Source organism: Catalinimonas alkaloidigena, assembly GCF_029504655.1.
GTDB lineage: Bacteria > Bacteroidota > Bacteroidia > Cytophagales > Cyclobacteriaceae > Catalinimonas > Catalinimonas alkaloidigena.
The window spans coordinates 5,505,912-5,523,364 of the sequence record NZ_JAQFIL010000001.1 but is presented as its reverse complement, the minus strand read 5'-3'; the positions used below and the strand labels follow the sequence as shown (position 1 = coordinate 5,523,364).

The following is a 17,453-nucleotide window of genomic DNA, read 5'->3' as shown; positions in this document are numbered from 1 at the left end:
GCATGCATTTTTTATTTACTTCTCAAGAAAGGAAAAATACCAGGCGACCGATCACGGACTAGTAGCGCTTGTGCTGAATTCTGCTCATTTTCGTACGTATTCATTGCATTTAACATGGCCGTTAACTTTAAACCGTATCATCTGCTGCAATGTGCAGGAATATTTTAAATGTTATATAAGTATTATTTTACTATATTAAACGTACAACTCCATTACTTTACTTAACCAACCACTGCTGCCCTTTTCGTAGTAGCCCTAGTTATGGAAGTAGATTCTTACTCTCGTGAAGCACTTGAAAAGCTATCCAAGCAGGAACTGATCAAACTATTGCTGGATAAACATGAGCATGCATCTGCCAATCGTAATGATTCGGCGTCAGCACATGAAGGTCAACACAGGCAAACACATATAGATACAGCGGATCAGGCTTATTTTTATCAGCTGGTAGCAGAAAACTTTCCTAATGGTGCCATTGCCATAGTAGATAGAAAAGGACGGTATCAATTTGTTGCCGGAAAGGAGCTGCAAAAATTAGGGAAGACCCCTGAGGATTTTTTGGGAAAAGCAATAGTGGTACTTCCTGTAAGTGCTGAAGTTGAAAAGAAACTACATCAGACACTGCATGCCACACTGCAAGGTAAGAGCTGTAAGCTGGAAATTTCATTCAATACGAATGCCTACATCATCCACACCCTACCGCTTATTTATCGGCATGGGAAGGTTGAACAAATACTGGTTTTTTTACAAAACATCACGGATCAGAAAAAAGCCCTGAGGGAAGTACAATATCAAAAGGCTCAGCTGGAATCACTGATAGAGAATGTGGACGACGCCATTTGGTCAGTAGATACTGAAAATACGCTCATGATGGCTAATTCAGCTTTTTATCAGGCTATCAAGCGTCTTTACAAAACCGATATTAAAGCTGGGCAAAAAATTCATGAGCAGGTCACTTACGAAAATTTTATGCTTCCCTATCGCAGGGATGCCCAGCCTATTCTGTATTTACAGCAGTGGCAGAAGTGCCAGGAGCGTGCTTTGCAGGGTGAAAAAGTTACCACTGAGATCCATTATCCTTTCAGGTTTAAGGATATATCTATCCGGGTCTCTTTGAACCCGGTGTTTGACACTGATAAAAAAGTGATCGGCATCACTTTCTTTGTTCACGATGTAACTGACTTTCGGAAAGCCTTAAGTTATGCACAGAAGCAGGAAGTGAAATTTAAAGCCCTGGCTGAAAATATCCCCGGAATAGTATATATCACTCGCTTGAGGCCCAAGTATAAGTCCCTTTTTATCAGTAATAAGGTTGAGTTTTTCACGGGTTACCCCGCTGAAGTATTTTTGAGGGAGGAACGAAGTATCAAAGATTTAATACACCCTGAGGATATAGAAGGGGTAAGGCAGGATTTTATAGAGGCACAGCAAAAGCAAAGCGCTTACCATTTTGTCTACCGCCTCAAGCATAAGCAGGGGCATTATACCTGGGTGAAAGAGCATGGGGTGGCTATCGAACAGGAGAATGGCATTGTACTGGAAGGCGTGATTCTGGATATAAGTACCAAAAAGAAGTATGAAGAACAGTTAGAACATCAAAACCAACATTTGAGAAAGGTCAATGCGGAACTGGATCATTTTGCCTATAGTGTCTCCCACGACCTAAGAGCCCCCCTTACATCAGCTATGGGTTTATTAACATTGCTGCAAATGGAAAAACAGCCCCTGCAGCAAGAAGAGTATATCCGAATCATAAATGATAATCTTCGAAAGCTGGATGCCTTTATCCAGGATATTATTCTGCTCTCCAAGAACGTACGTACGGATTTAGAAGTCAGCGAAATTGATTTCAAAGAAGTCATACATGAGGTGATAGAATCTCAAAAGTATGGTACGGAGGCGGAGAAGATAGACATTGACGTAGAGGTCAGACAAGATGAGAAGTTTTATTCTGACCGAAGGCGCCTTAAGATTATTTTGAATAACCTTGTTTCCAATGCCTTGAAATATAGTTTTTTACGACGTGAAAGGCCTTTCGCCCAGGTGAAAGTTAGCGTTGAGAACGCTACACTTACCATGAGTGTAAGCGACAATGGTATTGGTATACAAGAGGTACATCTGCCCAAAATTTTTGAAATGTTCTACCGAGCGACAGACCGCAAATCAGGTACAGGCCTGGGCTTGTATTTAGTAAAAGAAACCCTTGATAAGCTGGGTGGCAATATCGAAGTGGAGTCTACTTATGGTGAAGGTACTACATTTAAGGTACAGCTACCTGAAATTATTGATAAGGAGTTGGAGCGTAAAGGTAAGCCCTAATGACAATAGCTTGTGGGCTGCAATGTAAGGCAGCCGCACAAAAAAGTGCATCTACGGACAGGCATGAACTGTTGAAGCGAAGCCTGTATACTGAATTCGCTCTTACTGCCTACCACAGCGGGGAAACCAAAAGACCCATGCATATCGCTAATCGCAGGTTTGAATCTCATACCCTATATAGCGTTTAGGCAAGGCAAGTTAAAAACACGGATATATACCTAACATAATAGATGAACAAGGATACAACTTTGGTAGTGGGTGCAAGCGGCTCAACGGGGAAACATTTGGTTACTCAACTTTTGAACAAGGGAGAGCAGGTTAAAGTAATTGTGCGCTCTCCTGAAAAACTGCCTGACGCATGGAAAAACAATTCCCAAATTTCAATAATTGAAGCCAGTATATTGGATGTCAGTGAGCAAGATAGGGTCAATTATGTTAAAGACTGTCATGCTGTGGCTTCTTGCCTCGGTCATAGTCCTACTTTGAAAGGAATCTATGGCAAGCCCAAAAAATTAGTGACGGATGCTGTTAGTTTGCTTTGTCACGCCATCCAAATGAACTCCCCGAAAGCTCCCGTAAAATTTGTGCTGATGAATACCGCAGGCAACAGAAACAGGGATCTTGACGAGCCTATCTCTTTTTGGCAAAGGCTGGTTATTGGCCTGCTTAGGATACTGTTGCCTCCTCATCAGGATAATGAAAAAGCCGCAGACTACCTAAGCGTAGAGGTAGGCCAGAAGGACTCTTCAGTAGAATGGGTAGTCGTTCGTCCTGATTCCTTAATAGACAATGACAAAGTGACGAAGTACGAGCTTTACGCTTCTCCTACAAGAAGTGCCATCTTTGATCCGGGTAAAACTAGCCGTATTAATGTGGGGCATTTCATGGCCAGCTTAATAACGGATGATAATATCTGGAAGCAGTGGAAAGGAAAAATGCCAGTTATTTATAATGAGATAGCATGAATGAACAAGTGGAAATAGCTGCCTCAGTATGTAGGAATTTATAAAAAACTATCTCATGCCCAAGAAATGAATACACCAATCTAAGATGCTAAACCCTATTATTTTATTTCGTTTTCAGCGAGGAAAATGTATATCAATTCTGTTTAAGTAATTATGACCCTTGCCCTGTTTTGCCAGTGGGAATGCAAAACCACAAATATTGATAGGCAGGCAGAGACAGATGTATGCATTTTTAATAATAAATTATGACATTGGTTTCAGTCTTTATTTTATCTGTGCAATATTATTAACCCATTTGTTTTTGCTACACTATTATAACTATGAAACAACAACTAATTACTACACTCTTTATTTTTTGTATATGTACTGTCTTACAAGCCCAGAATGCGGAATGGGAAGCGGTACAAGGTAAAATAATGACCGACTGGGCTGCAGCAGTAGAGCCTGAAAATCCATTGCCGGAATACCCCCGTCCGCAAATGGTTCGGGAAGACTGGCATAATCTCAATGGCCTCTGGGACTATGCCGTCCAAAGTAAAGGCAGTGAAGCCCCCTCTTCCTATGAAGGAAAAATCCTGGTGCCCTTTGCCATAGAATCCGCTCTGTCAGGCGTGGGCAAAAGAGTAGGAGAAGCGCATGAACTCTGGTACCACACTACTTTTGAGCTGCCCCGCAGCATGCGAAGAAAAACTGTGCTGCTACACTTTGGTGCGGTTGACTGGGAAGCAGAAGTCTTTGTCAACGGTCAGAGTGTAGGCATCCACCGGGGAGGCTATGATCCTTTTGCTTTTGACATCAGTGAAGCCTTGCAGGGCAGGGGAGCACAGGAGCTGGCCCTTAGAGTCTGGGATCCCACCAATGATGGCCCCCAGCCCAGAGGAAAGCAGGTCAAAGACCCGCGAGGGATCTGGTACACCCCAGTGACGGGTATCTGGCAAACCGTTTGGCTGGAAGCGGTGCCCGACAGCTATATCCAGTCTACCAAAAACACGCCTGATCTGGACAATAATGCATTCAAAGTAAGCGCTGAAGTCGCCAATGCCCATAACGGTGATCAAATCAGAGTGCGTGTGATGGATGGAGGAAATACAGTGGCCGAACGAACCGTAGGCGCCAGTGAAGAAGCAGTTCTATCCATTGACAATCCTACGCTTTGGGAGCCGGGAAGTCCTCACCTCTACGACATAGAAGTAGCCCTCTTGCATAATGGAAGGGTAGTAGACGAAGTAGAAACCTATAGCGCTATGCGTAAGATCAGCATTGAAGCTGATGAAAACGGCATACAGCGCATGATGCTCAACAATGAATTTGTTTTCCAGTACGGTCCTCTGGATCAGGGCTGGTGGCCGGATGGCTTATATACTGCCCCCACTGATGAAGCACTGAAGTTTGACATTGAGAAGACACAGGACCTGGGCTTTAACATGATCAGAAAGCATGTAAAAGTAGAGCCTGCCCGCTGGTACTACCACTGCGATCAGCTGGGCATGCTGGTCTGGCAGGATATGCCCAGTGGAGATATGGGCAACTTCTGGAACCAGCGCCCCGGTGTAGTGATGGGTATAGAAACCGAAAGAGAAAGAACCCCTGAATCAGAAGCGATCTTCCGTACCGAATGGCAGGAGATCATGGATGACTTTCACAACTTTCCATCCATCGTAGTTTGGGTTCCTTTCAACGAAGCCTGGGGGCAGTTCAAGACCGAAGAAATCACCAACTGGACCATGGAACATGATCCCAGCCGTCTGGTTAACTCAGCCAGCGGGGGGAACTTCTTTCCCGTAGGGCACATCATAGATCTGCATAACTACCCTGACCCAGCTATGCCCGATCCAGCGTTTTTTGGTGAAGACAGGATCATAGTGCTGGGAGAGTTTGGAGGCTTAGGCTTACCCGAAGAGGGACATACCTGGCAGGAGAAAGACAACTGGGGTTATCAGAGCTTCAAAAACCAGCAGGAGCTGGGAGCACGTTACAAAAAGCTGATGAACGATCTTATGCCTCTGATTTCCAAAGGACTGTCAGCAGCCATCTACACCCAGACCACCGATGTGGAAGTGGAAACCAACGGCCTGATGACCTACGACCGAAAAGTAATCAAGTTTGATGAAGCACAGATGAAACAACTGCATAACCAACTTATCAATGCTCATGACTAGTAAGGGCCTAATGGCAGAGATACTGGTGAATGGCGGGTTCAGCATGAGTGCTTTATCAGAAAGCTGGGCCTGAAGCTGCTGAGCACATCAGGATGGTCTTGAACATGATAGTTGAATGCCAGATGAGCATGCAGGCTTTACCGATCTTAACTGCTTTGCCAGGCTGTCTTACATCATCAATCGGGCTGTATACGTTTTGTACACAGCCCGATTTCTTTCATTAAAAAGCCCTGCTGCTTAATCTTTCGTTACTTTACTGCCCCACCAGTCTTCATTGGGGGTAAAGTCTTTCTGCAAAAACTGTTTTCTTTGCTGCTCAAGCCTGGGCATAAGCACTTCTACTTTTTCTCTATGTTTTTCTACGGCAAGTTCAGCGCTGAAGGTAGTGTCACGGGCCGGTAGGTTCGCGTCAACACTCTTCAGAAAAGCCTGCAACTGTTCATGAAGCCTTTCGGTGACCTCAGGATATGCATCAGCTACATTTTGCTTCTCTCCCGGATCTTCCTCCAGATTATACAGTTCGTTTCTATCATCTTCCCAATAATGAATCAGCTTCCAGGCCTTGTCTCTGATGATTGAGGCCGGCTCACCCCCCTGGTTCCCGTAGTGCGGGTAATGCCAGAATAATGGACGCTCTGCTACTGTTTTCCCTTCCAGTAAAGGTTTAAGACTAACGCCATCCACATGTTGACCGGGCATCAAAGGCAGATTGGCCAGATCAAGTATGGTAGGAAAAAAATCAGTTCCGGTCACCGGATAGTCAATGGTTTTGCTGCTGTTTTCCAACCAGGGTACCTTGATAAAATAAGGCTCCCGAATGCCGCCTTCCCACTGATATCCTTTACCACCACGAAGGGGCAGGTTGGTAGTAGAGAAAGCGTCACCTGAAGCTACACCCCCATTGTCAGAGGTAAAAACGACAATAGTATTATCTTCCAGGCCCAGGGAGTCAAGCTTATCCAGCACCAGCCCGACGGCATCATCCATCTGTTCTACCAGTCCCCCATAAATTGGATTGTCCTGTACAGTTCTTATCGGCAGGACGCGTTCCATTTCGTAACCATGATCCTGTATGCCCATCTGTTCAGCTTTGTCCCGGTACTTTTCCCACTTTATTTCTGTGGTTTGTATGGGGCCATGTACAGCATAAAAAGACAGATAAGCAAAAAAGGTGGAGTCCTTATTTTCCTCTATAAAATTAGCGGTCTCCTTAGCCAGCCGCATTGACAGGTTTTCGCCTTGGGTGGTATTGTCCAGCTTGGGATTTTCCCAGGGCGAAAAATAGCCGCCTATAGGGCTGCCTACATCCCAGCCCCCCTTATTGATATCAAATCCATGATCTTCAGGATGAGAACCATCACTGCCCAGATGCCATTTACCGGCAAAAAAAGTTTTATAACCATGCGCACGCATTGCCTCAGCCAGGGTAGTGTCTGCCTGAGGAAGATTGTGTACATATGCTGCGGGCAGCAGCTTGTCATTCCTGCCCAGAGCTCGCCACTCAGTCCCGGATTTTGCCCCTATCCAATCCGTGATGCCGTGCCTGGCAGTGAACTCCCCTAGCATAATACTTGCCCTTGAGGGGCTACAAACCCTGCTGGCAGCGTAGCCCTGGGTAAAAACGCTGCCTTCCCGGGCAATGCGGTCTACATTGGGGGTTTCGTAATATTCGCTGCCGGTAAAGCTTAAATCATGTACGCCAAGATCATCTACTAAAATAAATACAACATTAGGCTTTACCGCTTCATTTTCGTTTTCACTTTGATTGTTACAGGCAACAAATACAAAGCTTAAAAGAGATAAAGAGGTTATAATCAATGTATTAGTGTGTCGTTTCATAAAGTTTTAATCAATATCCGGGGTTTTGTTCTAGATTAGGATTGTTATCAAGCTGAGGTTGAGGAAGCGGATAGAGTACCTGATAGTCTTCAGCAGCTATGCCTCTGTCCAGGGCTTGTTGGATGAACTTTCCATGACGGATAAGATCTTCCCTACGCAGACCTTCTGAGTAGAATTCCCTTCCTCTTTCCGCTAATATAAAATCGCGCAGGCTTTCTTTATCAGGATACTGAGCCAATGTGATAGGCGTAGCATTGGCACGATTCCGAACCTGGTTGATCAAGTCAATAGCCTCGGGAGTAGGACCGCTGATTTCATTCAGTGCTTCAGCCCTGGTGAGAATAATATCAGCAAGTCTGATATAAGGAATATCGTTGCCATTTTCCTGACCGATAGCATTGGGATCTGGCAAATACTTGAAGCTTCTCACGTCGTCCAGTGGGTTGCCTTCGCTATCCCTGTTGAGTTGGGTTGGCTCAGTATTTCCTATCTCTACATATTCAGATACAAAAAGCTGTCGTCTGATATCTTGCTCTTCAAAGGTTTCGTAAAATGCTGTATAAGTCCTGAACATGGCGCCAAAGTTTATCCAATTGTTTTGAATAGGATAATTAGGGGGAAACGCGTGTGGCATATATACATTTATCTGATTACTTCCTAACAAGCACTCAAATCTAAAGATAAATTCATTATTATCTTCCCCTTCTATGGAAAATAGCTGGGTATAATCTTCGTACAGTGTGTAATCCATACCTAAGACTTGTTGAGCAACATCGGCCGCCTTTTGCCACTCCTTATTATTCAGGTAAAACTTGGTTAAGAGGGCCAGTGCATTTCCTTTATTTCCTCTGCTTGAAAAACCTCCGGCTTCCAGATTATCAGCAGCAAACAAGAGGTCTGCTTCTACATATGCCCTATACTCTTCTTCAGTCGCCCGTGGTGTCTCTTTACCTATCGCCTCAATTTCGTCCAGACTGGCGCCTTCAGGGATTTCAATAATAGGAGTAGGGCCAAACAAGTTATGCAACATATAATATGAGAACGCCCTGATAAACCTTGCTTCACCTTCAATTTTGTTAATGGTTTCTTGGGGGATATCGGATAATGAGCGGGAAACCAGAAGCACATTATTTGCTCTGGAAATGGCGCTATAATATCCATTGTACTCCCCATTGAAAAAACCTATGGAGGCATCCCAGTTAAATTGTATCATCGGAACTACCAGTCTGTTAAGCCCCCCACCAGTCTCCCAGGTCATGTCGGTAGGGAATTCTCCCAGGATAAAGTAGTTATTTCGCATATTATAGCCTGTAATGTTAATGGCAGAATAAGCTCCAGTCAGTAGTGCATCTACACCGGATTCATCCTGCAAAAACTCATTGGGATCATATTCGGTAAATGTTTCCTCTTCTAAAAAATCTTTGCAGGCCGTCCCCCATATTACCATCAGGAATGCTACAAAAAGGCTGGTTCTATTGCTATATATTTTCATTTCCGTTTAATTTTTAAAATTGAACATTTACACCCACACGAAAAGTACGAGCCAGAGGGTAGCTGTTGTAATTTACTTTGGTTACGTTATTTTCACCAGCTGCACTGGCGTCCGGATCATAACCTTCAAAATCGGTAATCGTCAACAAATTTTCGGCAGCCAGATAAACTCTCAGAGAAGAGAGCGCTCCACTTGTTTCCAGAGGAATATCATAGCCAAGCGTAATATTTTTTAACCTGACAAAAGATGCATCTGCCACTGTCAGTGTATTGACAATGCGGGCCCCTCCGTACAAACTGGGATTGATGCCCGACGGTAATTCGTTGGAAGGGTTCTCAGGAGTCCAGCGGTTCAGATAGTATCGGGAGATTGAGTTTCTCGCATCGTTGGTAGGGTATAAAGACTCAGTCACATTAGCGTCCAGTGTCTCGATGCCTTGTACCCCTAAAATATACACATCTAATGAAATACCCTGATATCTGAATCTATTGTTGAAGCCGAAACTAAAGTCGGGAAAGGGATCGCCCAGAATAACCCGGTCATCATCATCTATCACTCCGTCCTCGTTTTGGTCTACAAAGCGTGGCATCCCGGCAGCATAGCCACTCACATCGGGAGTGGGGGCACTTTCAATATCGTCACCTTCCTGAAATATACCATTGATTTCATAACCATAGTAAGAAAGTAAAGGAGCTCCTTCCTGTACTATGGTATAATTACTTATAAAGGTGCCAATTTGGCCACCGATAATCTCCTGAGTGAATTCTGGCAATTTAGTCACTTCATTTTTCAGGAAGGACATATTGAGTGAGCTGTTCCAGCTAAACTTACCGGTAACATTCACAGTTTGCAGTCCAAAATCCACTCCGCTGTTCTTTACTTCTCCCAGGTTAGTTCTTACTGATGAGAAGCCTACGACTGAGGGTAAGGGCTTTACAAATAACTGATCAGTAGTTTTGCGGTTGAAGTAGTCTATACTACCAGAAATTCTTCCGTTTACAAAAGCGAAGTCAAGTCCTAAGTTTACTTCAGCGGTAGTTTCCCACTTCAAATCAGGATTAGGCAGCCGGGCAGGAACCACACCTTGGTAAATAGCACCTCCAAAGACAGAGTTTCCACCTGCCACTAATGTCTGTATCGTTTCAAAATTATTGATGCCCTGGTTCCCCAACTCACCATATCCTGCTCTGAGTTTCAGGTTGTCTACCCACTGAATACCTTCCATAAAAGCCTCCTCACTTATCCGCCAGCCCACAGATGCTGAAGGGAAAAAAGCATACTTATTATCTTCTGAAAATCTGGAAGAACCATCCACACGAAACGATGCCGTCAATAAATATTTACCTTCATACCCATAGGTCATTCTTCCTAAAAATCCATTGAGCTGGTTTTTGAATTGAGAACTGGATACATTATCCCGCAACTCACCATCACCACTCTGCAGCAGATTGGTTTGGGTAACGTCAGATAGAAAGCCCGCGGAACTAGCAGATACACCACGTGTGATAAATTCTTCAAAAGTAGCCCCACCCAAAATTGAAAAATCGTGAATGCCATTGAAAGTGTTTTCGTATTTTAACAAATAGTCGGTAACCCAGTGGGTAAATTCAGTAGAGCCAACATTACCAATGCCGCCATTGGCTCTACCCAGATCAGCTACCCGGCTACGATAAAAATCATTCCTTGCATTTCTTATCTCTGCCCCTAGTCGCACCGTGGCTGTAAGATTATTTACCACCTCATAATCTGCTGAGAGGGAACCATAGAACCGTGTAGAAAGGTTCTGTTCGTCAATACCTTCAATAAGGGCGACTGGATTGTCCAGGGCGATGGTCGGATTAAGGTAATACCTGCCCTGATCATTGAGGCTCGGAGGTAAGCTAGGGTCAAACTGTATTGCTGTATTGATAGGTCCGGCAAAATCGTTGGCAGCATTAGAAAACAATATTTCCTGGGTATTCTCCCGGGTAAAATTCATATTAGCCGAAATAAGCAGGTTTTCCAAGGGGCTGGTCTGGGCGTTAATCCTGGCATTATATTTTTTATTAGACGATGTTTTTACAATGCCCTCCTGATCAAAGTAATTGAGTCCGATATAGTAATTGCCATTATCATTTCCTCCTGACATAGAAAGCTGATGGTTTTGTATGGGAGCGCGTGTAAATATCTCATCTTGCCAGTTGGTGCCTTCTCCTATACTAGCGATTTCTTCATCAGTATACACCGGATTAGTACTTCTAAGATTAATGAGTTGCATATAATCAGCTCCTCCCAAGACATCCAGCTGTTTGGAAACCGATTGTGTACCATAATAAGCATCGTAACTAAATGTGGTTTGCCCCGCCTTCCCTTTTTTAGTGGTAATAAGCACTACGCCATTGGCTGCTCGGGTACCATAAATGGCTGCTGCTGATGCATCTTTCAGCACATCAATAGACTCAATATCCTGGGGGCTAAGCGATGATGGGTCAACCCCGGGCAATCCGTCCACCACAAAAAGGACCTCATTTGAACTGTTGATTGAGCCCGCTCCTCGGATTTGAATCTTGATGCCTCCTCCAGGTGCTGAGCTTACCTGGCTCACCTTTACACCGGGTGCTGAGCCATTCAACAATTGAACAGCATCAGAATTGGTACCTGGCGCAAAATCTTCGGCTGTCACTGTCGCTATGGCTCCGGTCAGGTCGCTTTTTTTCTGGGTGCCATAACCTACCACCACTACCTCATTGAGGCTCTGTATATCTTCTGCCATAGCCACATTGATGCTTGTACGTCCGTTGACAGGTATTTCTTCGGAAACATAACCGATAGAAGAAAAAATGAGCGTATCGTTTTGATTAGGTACGTTAAGCGTATAGTTGCCCTCGACATCGGTAACAGTACCATTATTGGTGCCTTTAACCAGCACATTGACGCCGGGTAGAGCTGAATTGTCAGATATGGCTGTTACCTTACCAGAAATGTTAGCTAAGACAACCCTTACCTGCCGAACAGAGATGTTAGAAGAGTTTTTTGGCGAGATAAGGTCAGGTGCTATATTCCCTATTCGTTCTTTTTCTTTCTCAACAATCACGAAGTTATCTCTACCTCGCTTCTTAAAGCTGAAGTGGGTTTGCTTCAACAAAGTCTCCAGACTAGCCTTTACATTTTTAACCTGACGATATTCAGTGCTGACCCGATAAGTCTTCAGGAGAGCGGTATTATAAGTGAAAAATACCTGATACGTTTTGCTTAATTCATCCAATGCTTGAATGATATAAATTTTCTCTTCACCCTGACTGCTTTCGTTTTTTTCACCTGAAGAAAAGGTAGTTAGTTGTTGACTTGTAGCAAAATTTTGAGCTGCTAGTGGAATAATGCTCCAGCAGCAAAGTATCACCGTGAGTGTAATAGATTGTTTAAGTTTTCTCATAATTATGTGGATTAGTAGAAAAAGTATAATGAACCCTCATTACCCTTTGCTGGGCAAAAGATGTTCGCTTGATTTTTTATTTTTTCTTAGTCACAATCAGCTGCTGATCATTTTGTGTAAAAGAAATCTTCGGTATGATATCTTTCAGCACGATAAGCAATGAATCCAGGTCATTGGAGGATAATGCTCCGCTAATGGTTTCTTCCAGCAAAAGCGAGTCTTTTACCACTATGGTATACCCAAATGTTTGCTGTACGTCCTTCAAAACTTCGGACAATCTTGCTTCTTCATAGGTTAGGTATCCTTCCTTCCAGCTTCTGTATAACTGTGGGTTGACTTGTTTTTTTGTTATTCTGCGGGTACTTACGGAAAAGGTCGCCATTTCTCCAGGTGACATGGTTATTGTTTCCGTATTATCACTTTTAGACAGTTTGATTTTTCCTTCATCCAATACCACCTCGGTAGCTCCTTCCATGGTATTTACGTTAAATTGAGTGCCGAGTACTTCCACATTCAATTCTTGCGCATGCACTACAAATTTTGTATGATGCGCAGGCTTCTTTGCTACGGAGAAGTATGCCTCTCCTTCCAGCCAGACCTCACGTAGTGAATCTATCTCCCATGTGGGATTTATAATGAGTTTAGAATTGGCGTTAAGCCTGACGAGGGAACTGTCAGGCAGCTGAATCGTCTTTTGCTCTCCGTAATCGGTGCGATATACAAGGAGGCTGGATTCATCCGATGAGGAGAAGGTGTAATAAGTAAATGAAATAGCTGCAGCGATAAGCAAAGTAATGGCAGCCGCAAATTGTAATTTTTGTCGCTTTAGCTTAATAGTACGTTCTCTTTGTTGTGCTGTTTTTAAAGTTTGTAGATAATGGCTTTCAATGCTAGCGGGGCTAGCTTCCCGGCTGGCAAAATGCTGATCTACTCCCAATACAATTCTACGGGCTGCTTCTATCTCTTCTGCTTTCTCAGGGTGACGGAGTAAAAAAGTTTCCCAAAATGCGCTTCCTGTCTCACCCTCTGACAGACACCATTTTCTGAAGGAAGGATCTACTGCATAATCATCAACTGTATAGTGAAGGTAGTTGCTTTCGTTCATTGTCATTGATAAAGTGTTGAGGCAAAGTTTACTGTTTGTATTAAGGATGACGCCACCTTACGGATATAACCTTTGAAAACTATTTTTTTTTATTCGCTGGATAGCTAATGCGCTAATTAGCGATCAATACAGTGAGAGTAAAAGAGAGTAAACGTTGAAGGAGAGGTAAAGACTTGCGCATTTTCTTCAGCGCGCGTAAAGCAAAGTTCTGCGCAACCTGAGGAGTAACCGACATGATATGTGCGATTTCATTAAAGCCTAAACTTTGATAATAACGCAGAAATACAACTTCTCTCATACGAGGTGGAAGTTGGTCTATTTGCTTTGCTAACCAATGATACTGCTGTTTTTGACTATCTGAATGAATCCATTTTTCCTCAACGCCATTGGATTCACGATTTTGATCATAAGTATATTCACGCTCGCGATTTTGCAAGTTAGTTTCCTTCCGGAGCGATGAAAGAATGTTTTTTTTGAGCGCTATAAAGAGATATGTTTCTAGGTTTTGAATAGAACGACACTTTTGAGGGTGCTGATATAACCATATGAATATTTCCTGAATCTGATCTTCAACAATGTGCTGGTGTTTGGTAATTGTGATCCCATACAGTAATAATGGGTTGTAATATTGATGAAATAACAGCTTGTAGGCGTTTTCATTGCCCTGGGCAAATTCATCTAGCCAATCCTGAATTAATTTTTTTGATGTGCTATCCATCTTATCCTACATACTTACTTATTACTGCTCTGAGACAAAAATCAAATAATACTTATTGTTTGGGGAAATACCATAAGATTGATAAGGTATCATTTTACTTAAATAGTGAAATCTCCAAATTATACGACAATATTTTATAAATTCTTAACCTCAGCCATCTCTAAGCTCATAGCATTACTAATATGGATTCTATTAAAAGCCAATAAATGCTAAATCAGCGTGGATAATGTTGCTCGAAATGCTTTTTCAGTTCGTCTATGCTGCATTATTTCAATCTATTTGCTTGCCTGTAGTATTAGTTTTTTGCCTATCTCTTTTCTAAATTCAATGGGCGACATCTGCATTGGCTTTTCAAATATCCTGGAAAAATAATAAGAGCGTCCTGATAACCTGCCATATGAGCTACCTCTTTCTCATAAAATCGAGATATAGCCAAGCCATGGACCGGCATACTGAATCTTTAATTGAATAAAATGATCAACGGGTGAGAAAACTGTCTTTTGCGTAAATAATTTAGAATGGCGGGCTACGGGCAAACTACTCTGTTCAGCCAGTTTTCAGAAGGTTAAAACTTCACCTGCATATTCTTTCATGAAAGTGATATTATTAGAAATCACATCGGTATCCTGTACATTTTGATAATGCATAAACTGAGCAGGGTATAAGCAAGAGGCGAGCAATCGCTGAAAACTCATACTTGCATATTCAAGATGTGATTTGACTTAGCCCATACATAAAGCGTGGATTAAGTGCCTTAACAAGAGCCATGCGAAAATCTTCATCCCTCGTATGATGTGCCGGAATCCTTGTTTTCTTGTCAAAGTGGTTTTTTAAAAGTTCGGTTTTGGTACCATCAAAATGTACACAGTAATCAGTCCATGCATCTCTTTGCTTTCGTATCGTAAAGCTGGGGGATATTTCGCATCCCTTAAGGGGTGCGCTGGGTGGCGGATTATGATTCAATACCACACTCCCGGAAGAAAACTCTCTGCTGGATTTTCCTGTTCCTGCGGATCTTTCCATCAAGGTCATGGCGACAAATTGGGGCTTTCAGGAAAGCCGGGAGGCATCCTGCGCCAGAGCTAAATGCAGCGGGTATGATGGGCTAGAGGCGGGTGGCACTGCAGCGAGAGGATATAGATCGGCTGATGCGGGCGGTGCATAAGCACCAGCTCTCCTATGGTTTTCTGGTGGCAGGTTCTAATGTCAAATTTGAAAAGCATCTGGAATAGCGATTCCCGGAATGGTAATTCCCGGAATGGTGATTCCTGGCGAGGGGGCGCTGCTGCTTAAACGCCACTGAAATACTCTCTTGCGAGGTTTAAGAGGAAAACCTATATTGTAAAAAAGCACAATTTCAGTAGGTTTTTGTGTGAAAATTAAAAGTAAAATCCTGATGGCAAATATGAAACTTTCCTCGAAAGCAGCGCATATTCTAGGACAAATTAATCACGATACCAAACTAGGAGACCTGCGTAAAATTGCAAAAGAAATTAAAAAGGACCATGCGCTAGCGATGGAATTGTGGTCGACAGGAGAAGTTTTGCCGAGACTTTTGGCAATTTTAGTTTTCGATAACAAACTTCTGTCATCAGATTTGCTTAATAAGCTTGATCAAGATATTCAGACCCACACATCCGACAAACGAAACCAATTAATGGATTGGTTAATGGCTAATCAGCTTACCAAATCCAGAGAGAAAATTGAACTGATGGAATCGTGGGAAAATAGTCCTTCTTCCCTCCAAAGACGAGCTTATTGGTATTATCAGGGACGACTAAGGTGGACCGGCCAGACACCCCCTGACAATACCGCGGTCTTGCTTTCTAAAATAGAAGCTGAAATTACAGATGAAGAACCTGAAGTTCAGTGGGCGATGAACTTTGTAGCCGGGTGGATTGGTGTTTTTGATGAAAAATATCGTAGCCGTTGTATAAAACTTGGGGAGAAAACGGGGCTTTACAAAGGTGAAATGGTATCTAAAGGATGTACACCTAATTATTTACCGGAATTCATCACGATTGAAGCTAATAAACGAAACCTGTAATCAATACTTCACACAGTATTGTATGTACAAACGTAATATGTTTTAAACGACTCAAGTTATATTGATCAAACATTAACAAACATAAGGCCCAATTGAAAGTGAAGTGCTTCTACTCTCGCACTACCTTGGTACTCACCCTCAGGAAGAAAGGGAGGAAAACCTAAGCACAAAAGTATTTCATGCTAAGGATGGAATAAAGCTTTATGACATTCTTAGATCTGCTCAACTGAATCATGTAAAAACAGGTTTCAACCTGATGTTCGGGCAAAATGGGAATCCAATAGCATTAGTTAAGTAGCTGAGCATACGTTATAAGATATTTGTTTGCTGTAAAAGGTTGATATGTAGTATTTTAATTGCTGAATAAAATAGCTCCCGGAATGGTAATTCCCGGAATGGCAATTCCCTGCCGGGGGGCGCTGCTGCTTAAGAATGGCGATAGACCGCTAAGGCTCAACGAACAATACTGGAATTACGCCGGAGAAAATCTTATAAAACTGGCAAAGTACTGTTCTCTGAAGGCAAGTGGTGGAGGTACTCCTGTTTAAAAATCCGGCCTGCGATAATCCCATCCGGGTAGCAGGATCAGATAAAGAACTATCAACTAAAATTACCGGTCAGATGGAAAAACAAAACATACTTACAGCTACTAAAATAGGGGCATATACTACCCTGATTGGATCTTTGTGTATGCTATGCGGAGCTGCCCTATGGGGCAGCTCGGGTGCCGACCTTGACGCAGCACTTGATACCGCTGAATTAGAAAACTACCTGACAACAGCCCATGAAAAAAGCACTCTACTTATCGCTAACTTATCTGTTTGGATTTGTGGCGTTATGCTCCTCGGTGTCGGGGCAACGATGATGCTAAGCATTAGCACCAAACGTTTGATCATCGCAAAAATAGCACAGTATAACTATTGGATCGCTATTCCCATAGTAGTTGTGTCTTATGTAGCCTGGCTGGCGGTTGTCGTTAGGCTTGCACCGAATAACTCACCATCTGTGGCAGCAATAGCCGAGGCGGTAGGATGGTTTGCCACAAGAGCTGATTGGATAGCAACCATCCTTATATTGGGTACCGGGCCGCTTTTAATTTCATTTGCCGGAAAAGACGACTGGGTTCCCAAATGGCTACTCATCTGGAGTATTATTTGCTTGTTTACGGGCATACTCAATGCCTTAGCTATGTATGCAGGCGGGCTGACGACTTATGGATTTTTAATCATACCGGTAGGCATGAGCTGGATGATTGCTTCATCCATTGTGCTATTCAGACGATTATAATGAAACGCACATACAACTTGAGATAGCCAGGCTTTTATCTACTTTACTATCCCAAGAAAAAATATATTTTGTAAATTTTTGGAGATGGAAAGAGAGACATAATACTATTGGTA

Annotated in this window: 13 protein-coding genes; 7 read left to right on the top strand and 6 right to left on the bottom strand. The window is 43.0% G+C overall.

Features of this window, described 5'->3' with window-relative positions:
* Positions 1–261: 261 nt before the first annotated feature.
* The 3 genes from OKW21_RS22525 (at position 262) to OKW21_RS22515 (ending at position 5,440) form a co-directional block, all read left to right on the top strand.
* Positions 262–2,316 (top strand): PAS domain-containing sensor histidine kinase, encoded by a 2,055-nt coding sequence (locus OKW21_RS22525; protein WP_277483749.1) that lies wholly within the window; start codon positions 262–264, stop codon positions 2,314–2,316.
* A gap of 230 nt (positions 2,317–2,546) precedes the next feature.
* Positions 2,547–3,281 carry an NAD(P)-dependent oxidoreductase gene (locus OKW21_RS22520; RefSeq protein ID WP_277483746.1) on the top strand — a complete coding sequence of 245 codons (735 nt, stop codon included), beginning with the start codon at positions 2,547–2,549 and terminating at the stop codon, positions 3,279–3,281.
* A gap of 320 nt (positions 3,282–3,601) precedes the next feature.
* Entirely contained in the window at positions 3,602–5,440 is a 1,839-nt protein-coding gene (locus tag OKW21_RS22515; protein ID WP_277483744.1) for a glycoside hydrolase family 2 protein, read from the top strand.
* A 237-nt stretch (positions 5,441–5,677) separates the two neighbouring features.
* Here the strand turns inward: OKW21_RS22515 and OKW21_RS22510 are convergent, their stop codons facing one another.
* From OKW21_RS22510 to OKW21_RS22485, 6 genes are all read right to left on the bottom strand, one after another.
* Complete coding sequence (locus tag OKW21_RS22510) at positions 5,678–7,279, bottom strand: sulfatase (protein WP_277483741.1); 1,602 nt, start codon at positions 7,277–7,279, stop codon at positions 5,678–5,680.
* A 10-nt stretch (positions 7,280–7,289) separates the two neighbouring features.
* Positions 7,290–8,771: a RagB/SusD family nutrient uptake outer membrane protein gene (locus tag OKW21_RS22505; RefSeq protein WP_277483738.1), complete on the bottom strand. Its 1,482-nt coding sequence runs from the start codon at positions 8,769–8,771 to the stop codon at positions 7,290–7,292.
* Between the two features lie 13 nt (positions 8,772–8,784).
* Positions 8,785–12,183, bottom strand: coding sequence for a SusC/RagA family TonB-linked outer membrane protein (locus tag OKW21_RS22500; protein ID WP_277483736.1), 3,399 nt, complete (start codon positions 12,181–12,183; stop codon positions 8,785–8,787).
* Between the two features lie 76 nt (positions 12,184–12,259).
* The gene (locus tag OKW21_RS22495; RefSeq protein WP_277483735.1) at positions 12,260–13,294 is read right to left on the bottom strand and encodes a FecR family protein; all 1,035 of its coding nucleotides are present in this window, start codon (positions 13,292–13,294) and stop codon (positions 12,260–12,262) included.
* Positions 13,295–13,400: 106 nt separating this feature from the next.
* Positions 13,401–14,006 carry an RNA polymerase sigma factor gene (locus OKW21_RS22490; RefSeq protein ID WP_277483733.1) on the bottom strand — a complete coding sequence of 202 codons (606 nt, stop codon included), beginning with the start codon at positions 14,004–14,006 and terminating at the stop codon, positions 13,401–13,403.
* Positions 14,007–14,711: 705 nt separating this feature from the next.
* Positions 14,712–15,029, bottom strand: coding sequence for a hypothetical protein (locus tag OKW21_RS22485; RefSeq protein ID WP_277483731.1), 318 nt, complete (start codon positions 15,027–15,029; stop codon positions 14,712–14,714).
* 7 nt (positions 15,030–15,036) lie between these two features.
* Here OKW21_RS22485 and OKW21_RS22480 point away from each other — a divergent pair, with 7 nt between their 5' ends.
* The 4 genes from OKW21_RS22480 to OKW21_RS22465 all read left to right on the top strand — a co-directional run bounded on the left by OKW21_RS22480 (position 15,037) and on the right by OKW21_RS22465 (position 17,340).
* Positions 15,037–15,171, top strand: a complete 135-nt coding sequence (locus OKW21_RS22480; protein ID WP_277483728.1) for a hypothetical protein — start codon at positions 15,037–15,039, stop codon at positions 15,169–15,171.
* Positions 15,172–15,402: 231 nt separating this feature from the next.
* Entirely contained in the window at positions 15,403–16,053 is a 651-nt protein-coding gene (locus OKW21_RS22475; protein WP_277483726.1) for a DNA alkylation repair protein, read from the top strand.
* A gap of 356 nt (positions 16,054–16,409) precedes the next feature.
* The gene (locus OKW21_RS22470) at positions 16,410–16,601 is read left to right on the top strand and encodes a hypothetical protein (RefSeq protein WP_277483724.1); all 192 of its coding nucleotides are present in this window, start codon (positions 16,410–16,412) and stop codon (positions 16,599–16,601) included.
* Positions 16,582–17,340, top strand: coding sequence for a hypothetical protein (locus OKW21_RS22465; protein ID WP_277483723.1), 759 nt, complete (start codon positions 16,582–16,584; stop codon positions 17,338–17,340). Before OKW21_RS22470 ends, OKW21_RS22465 begins: the two co-directional genes overlap by 20 nt.
* Positions 17,341–17,453: the final 113 nt, after the last annotated feature.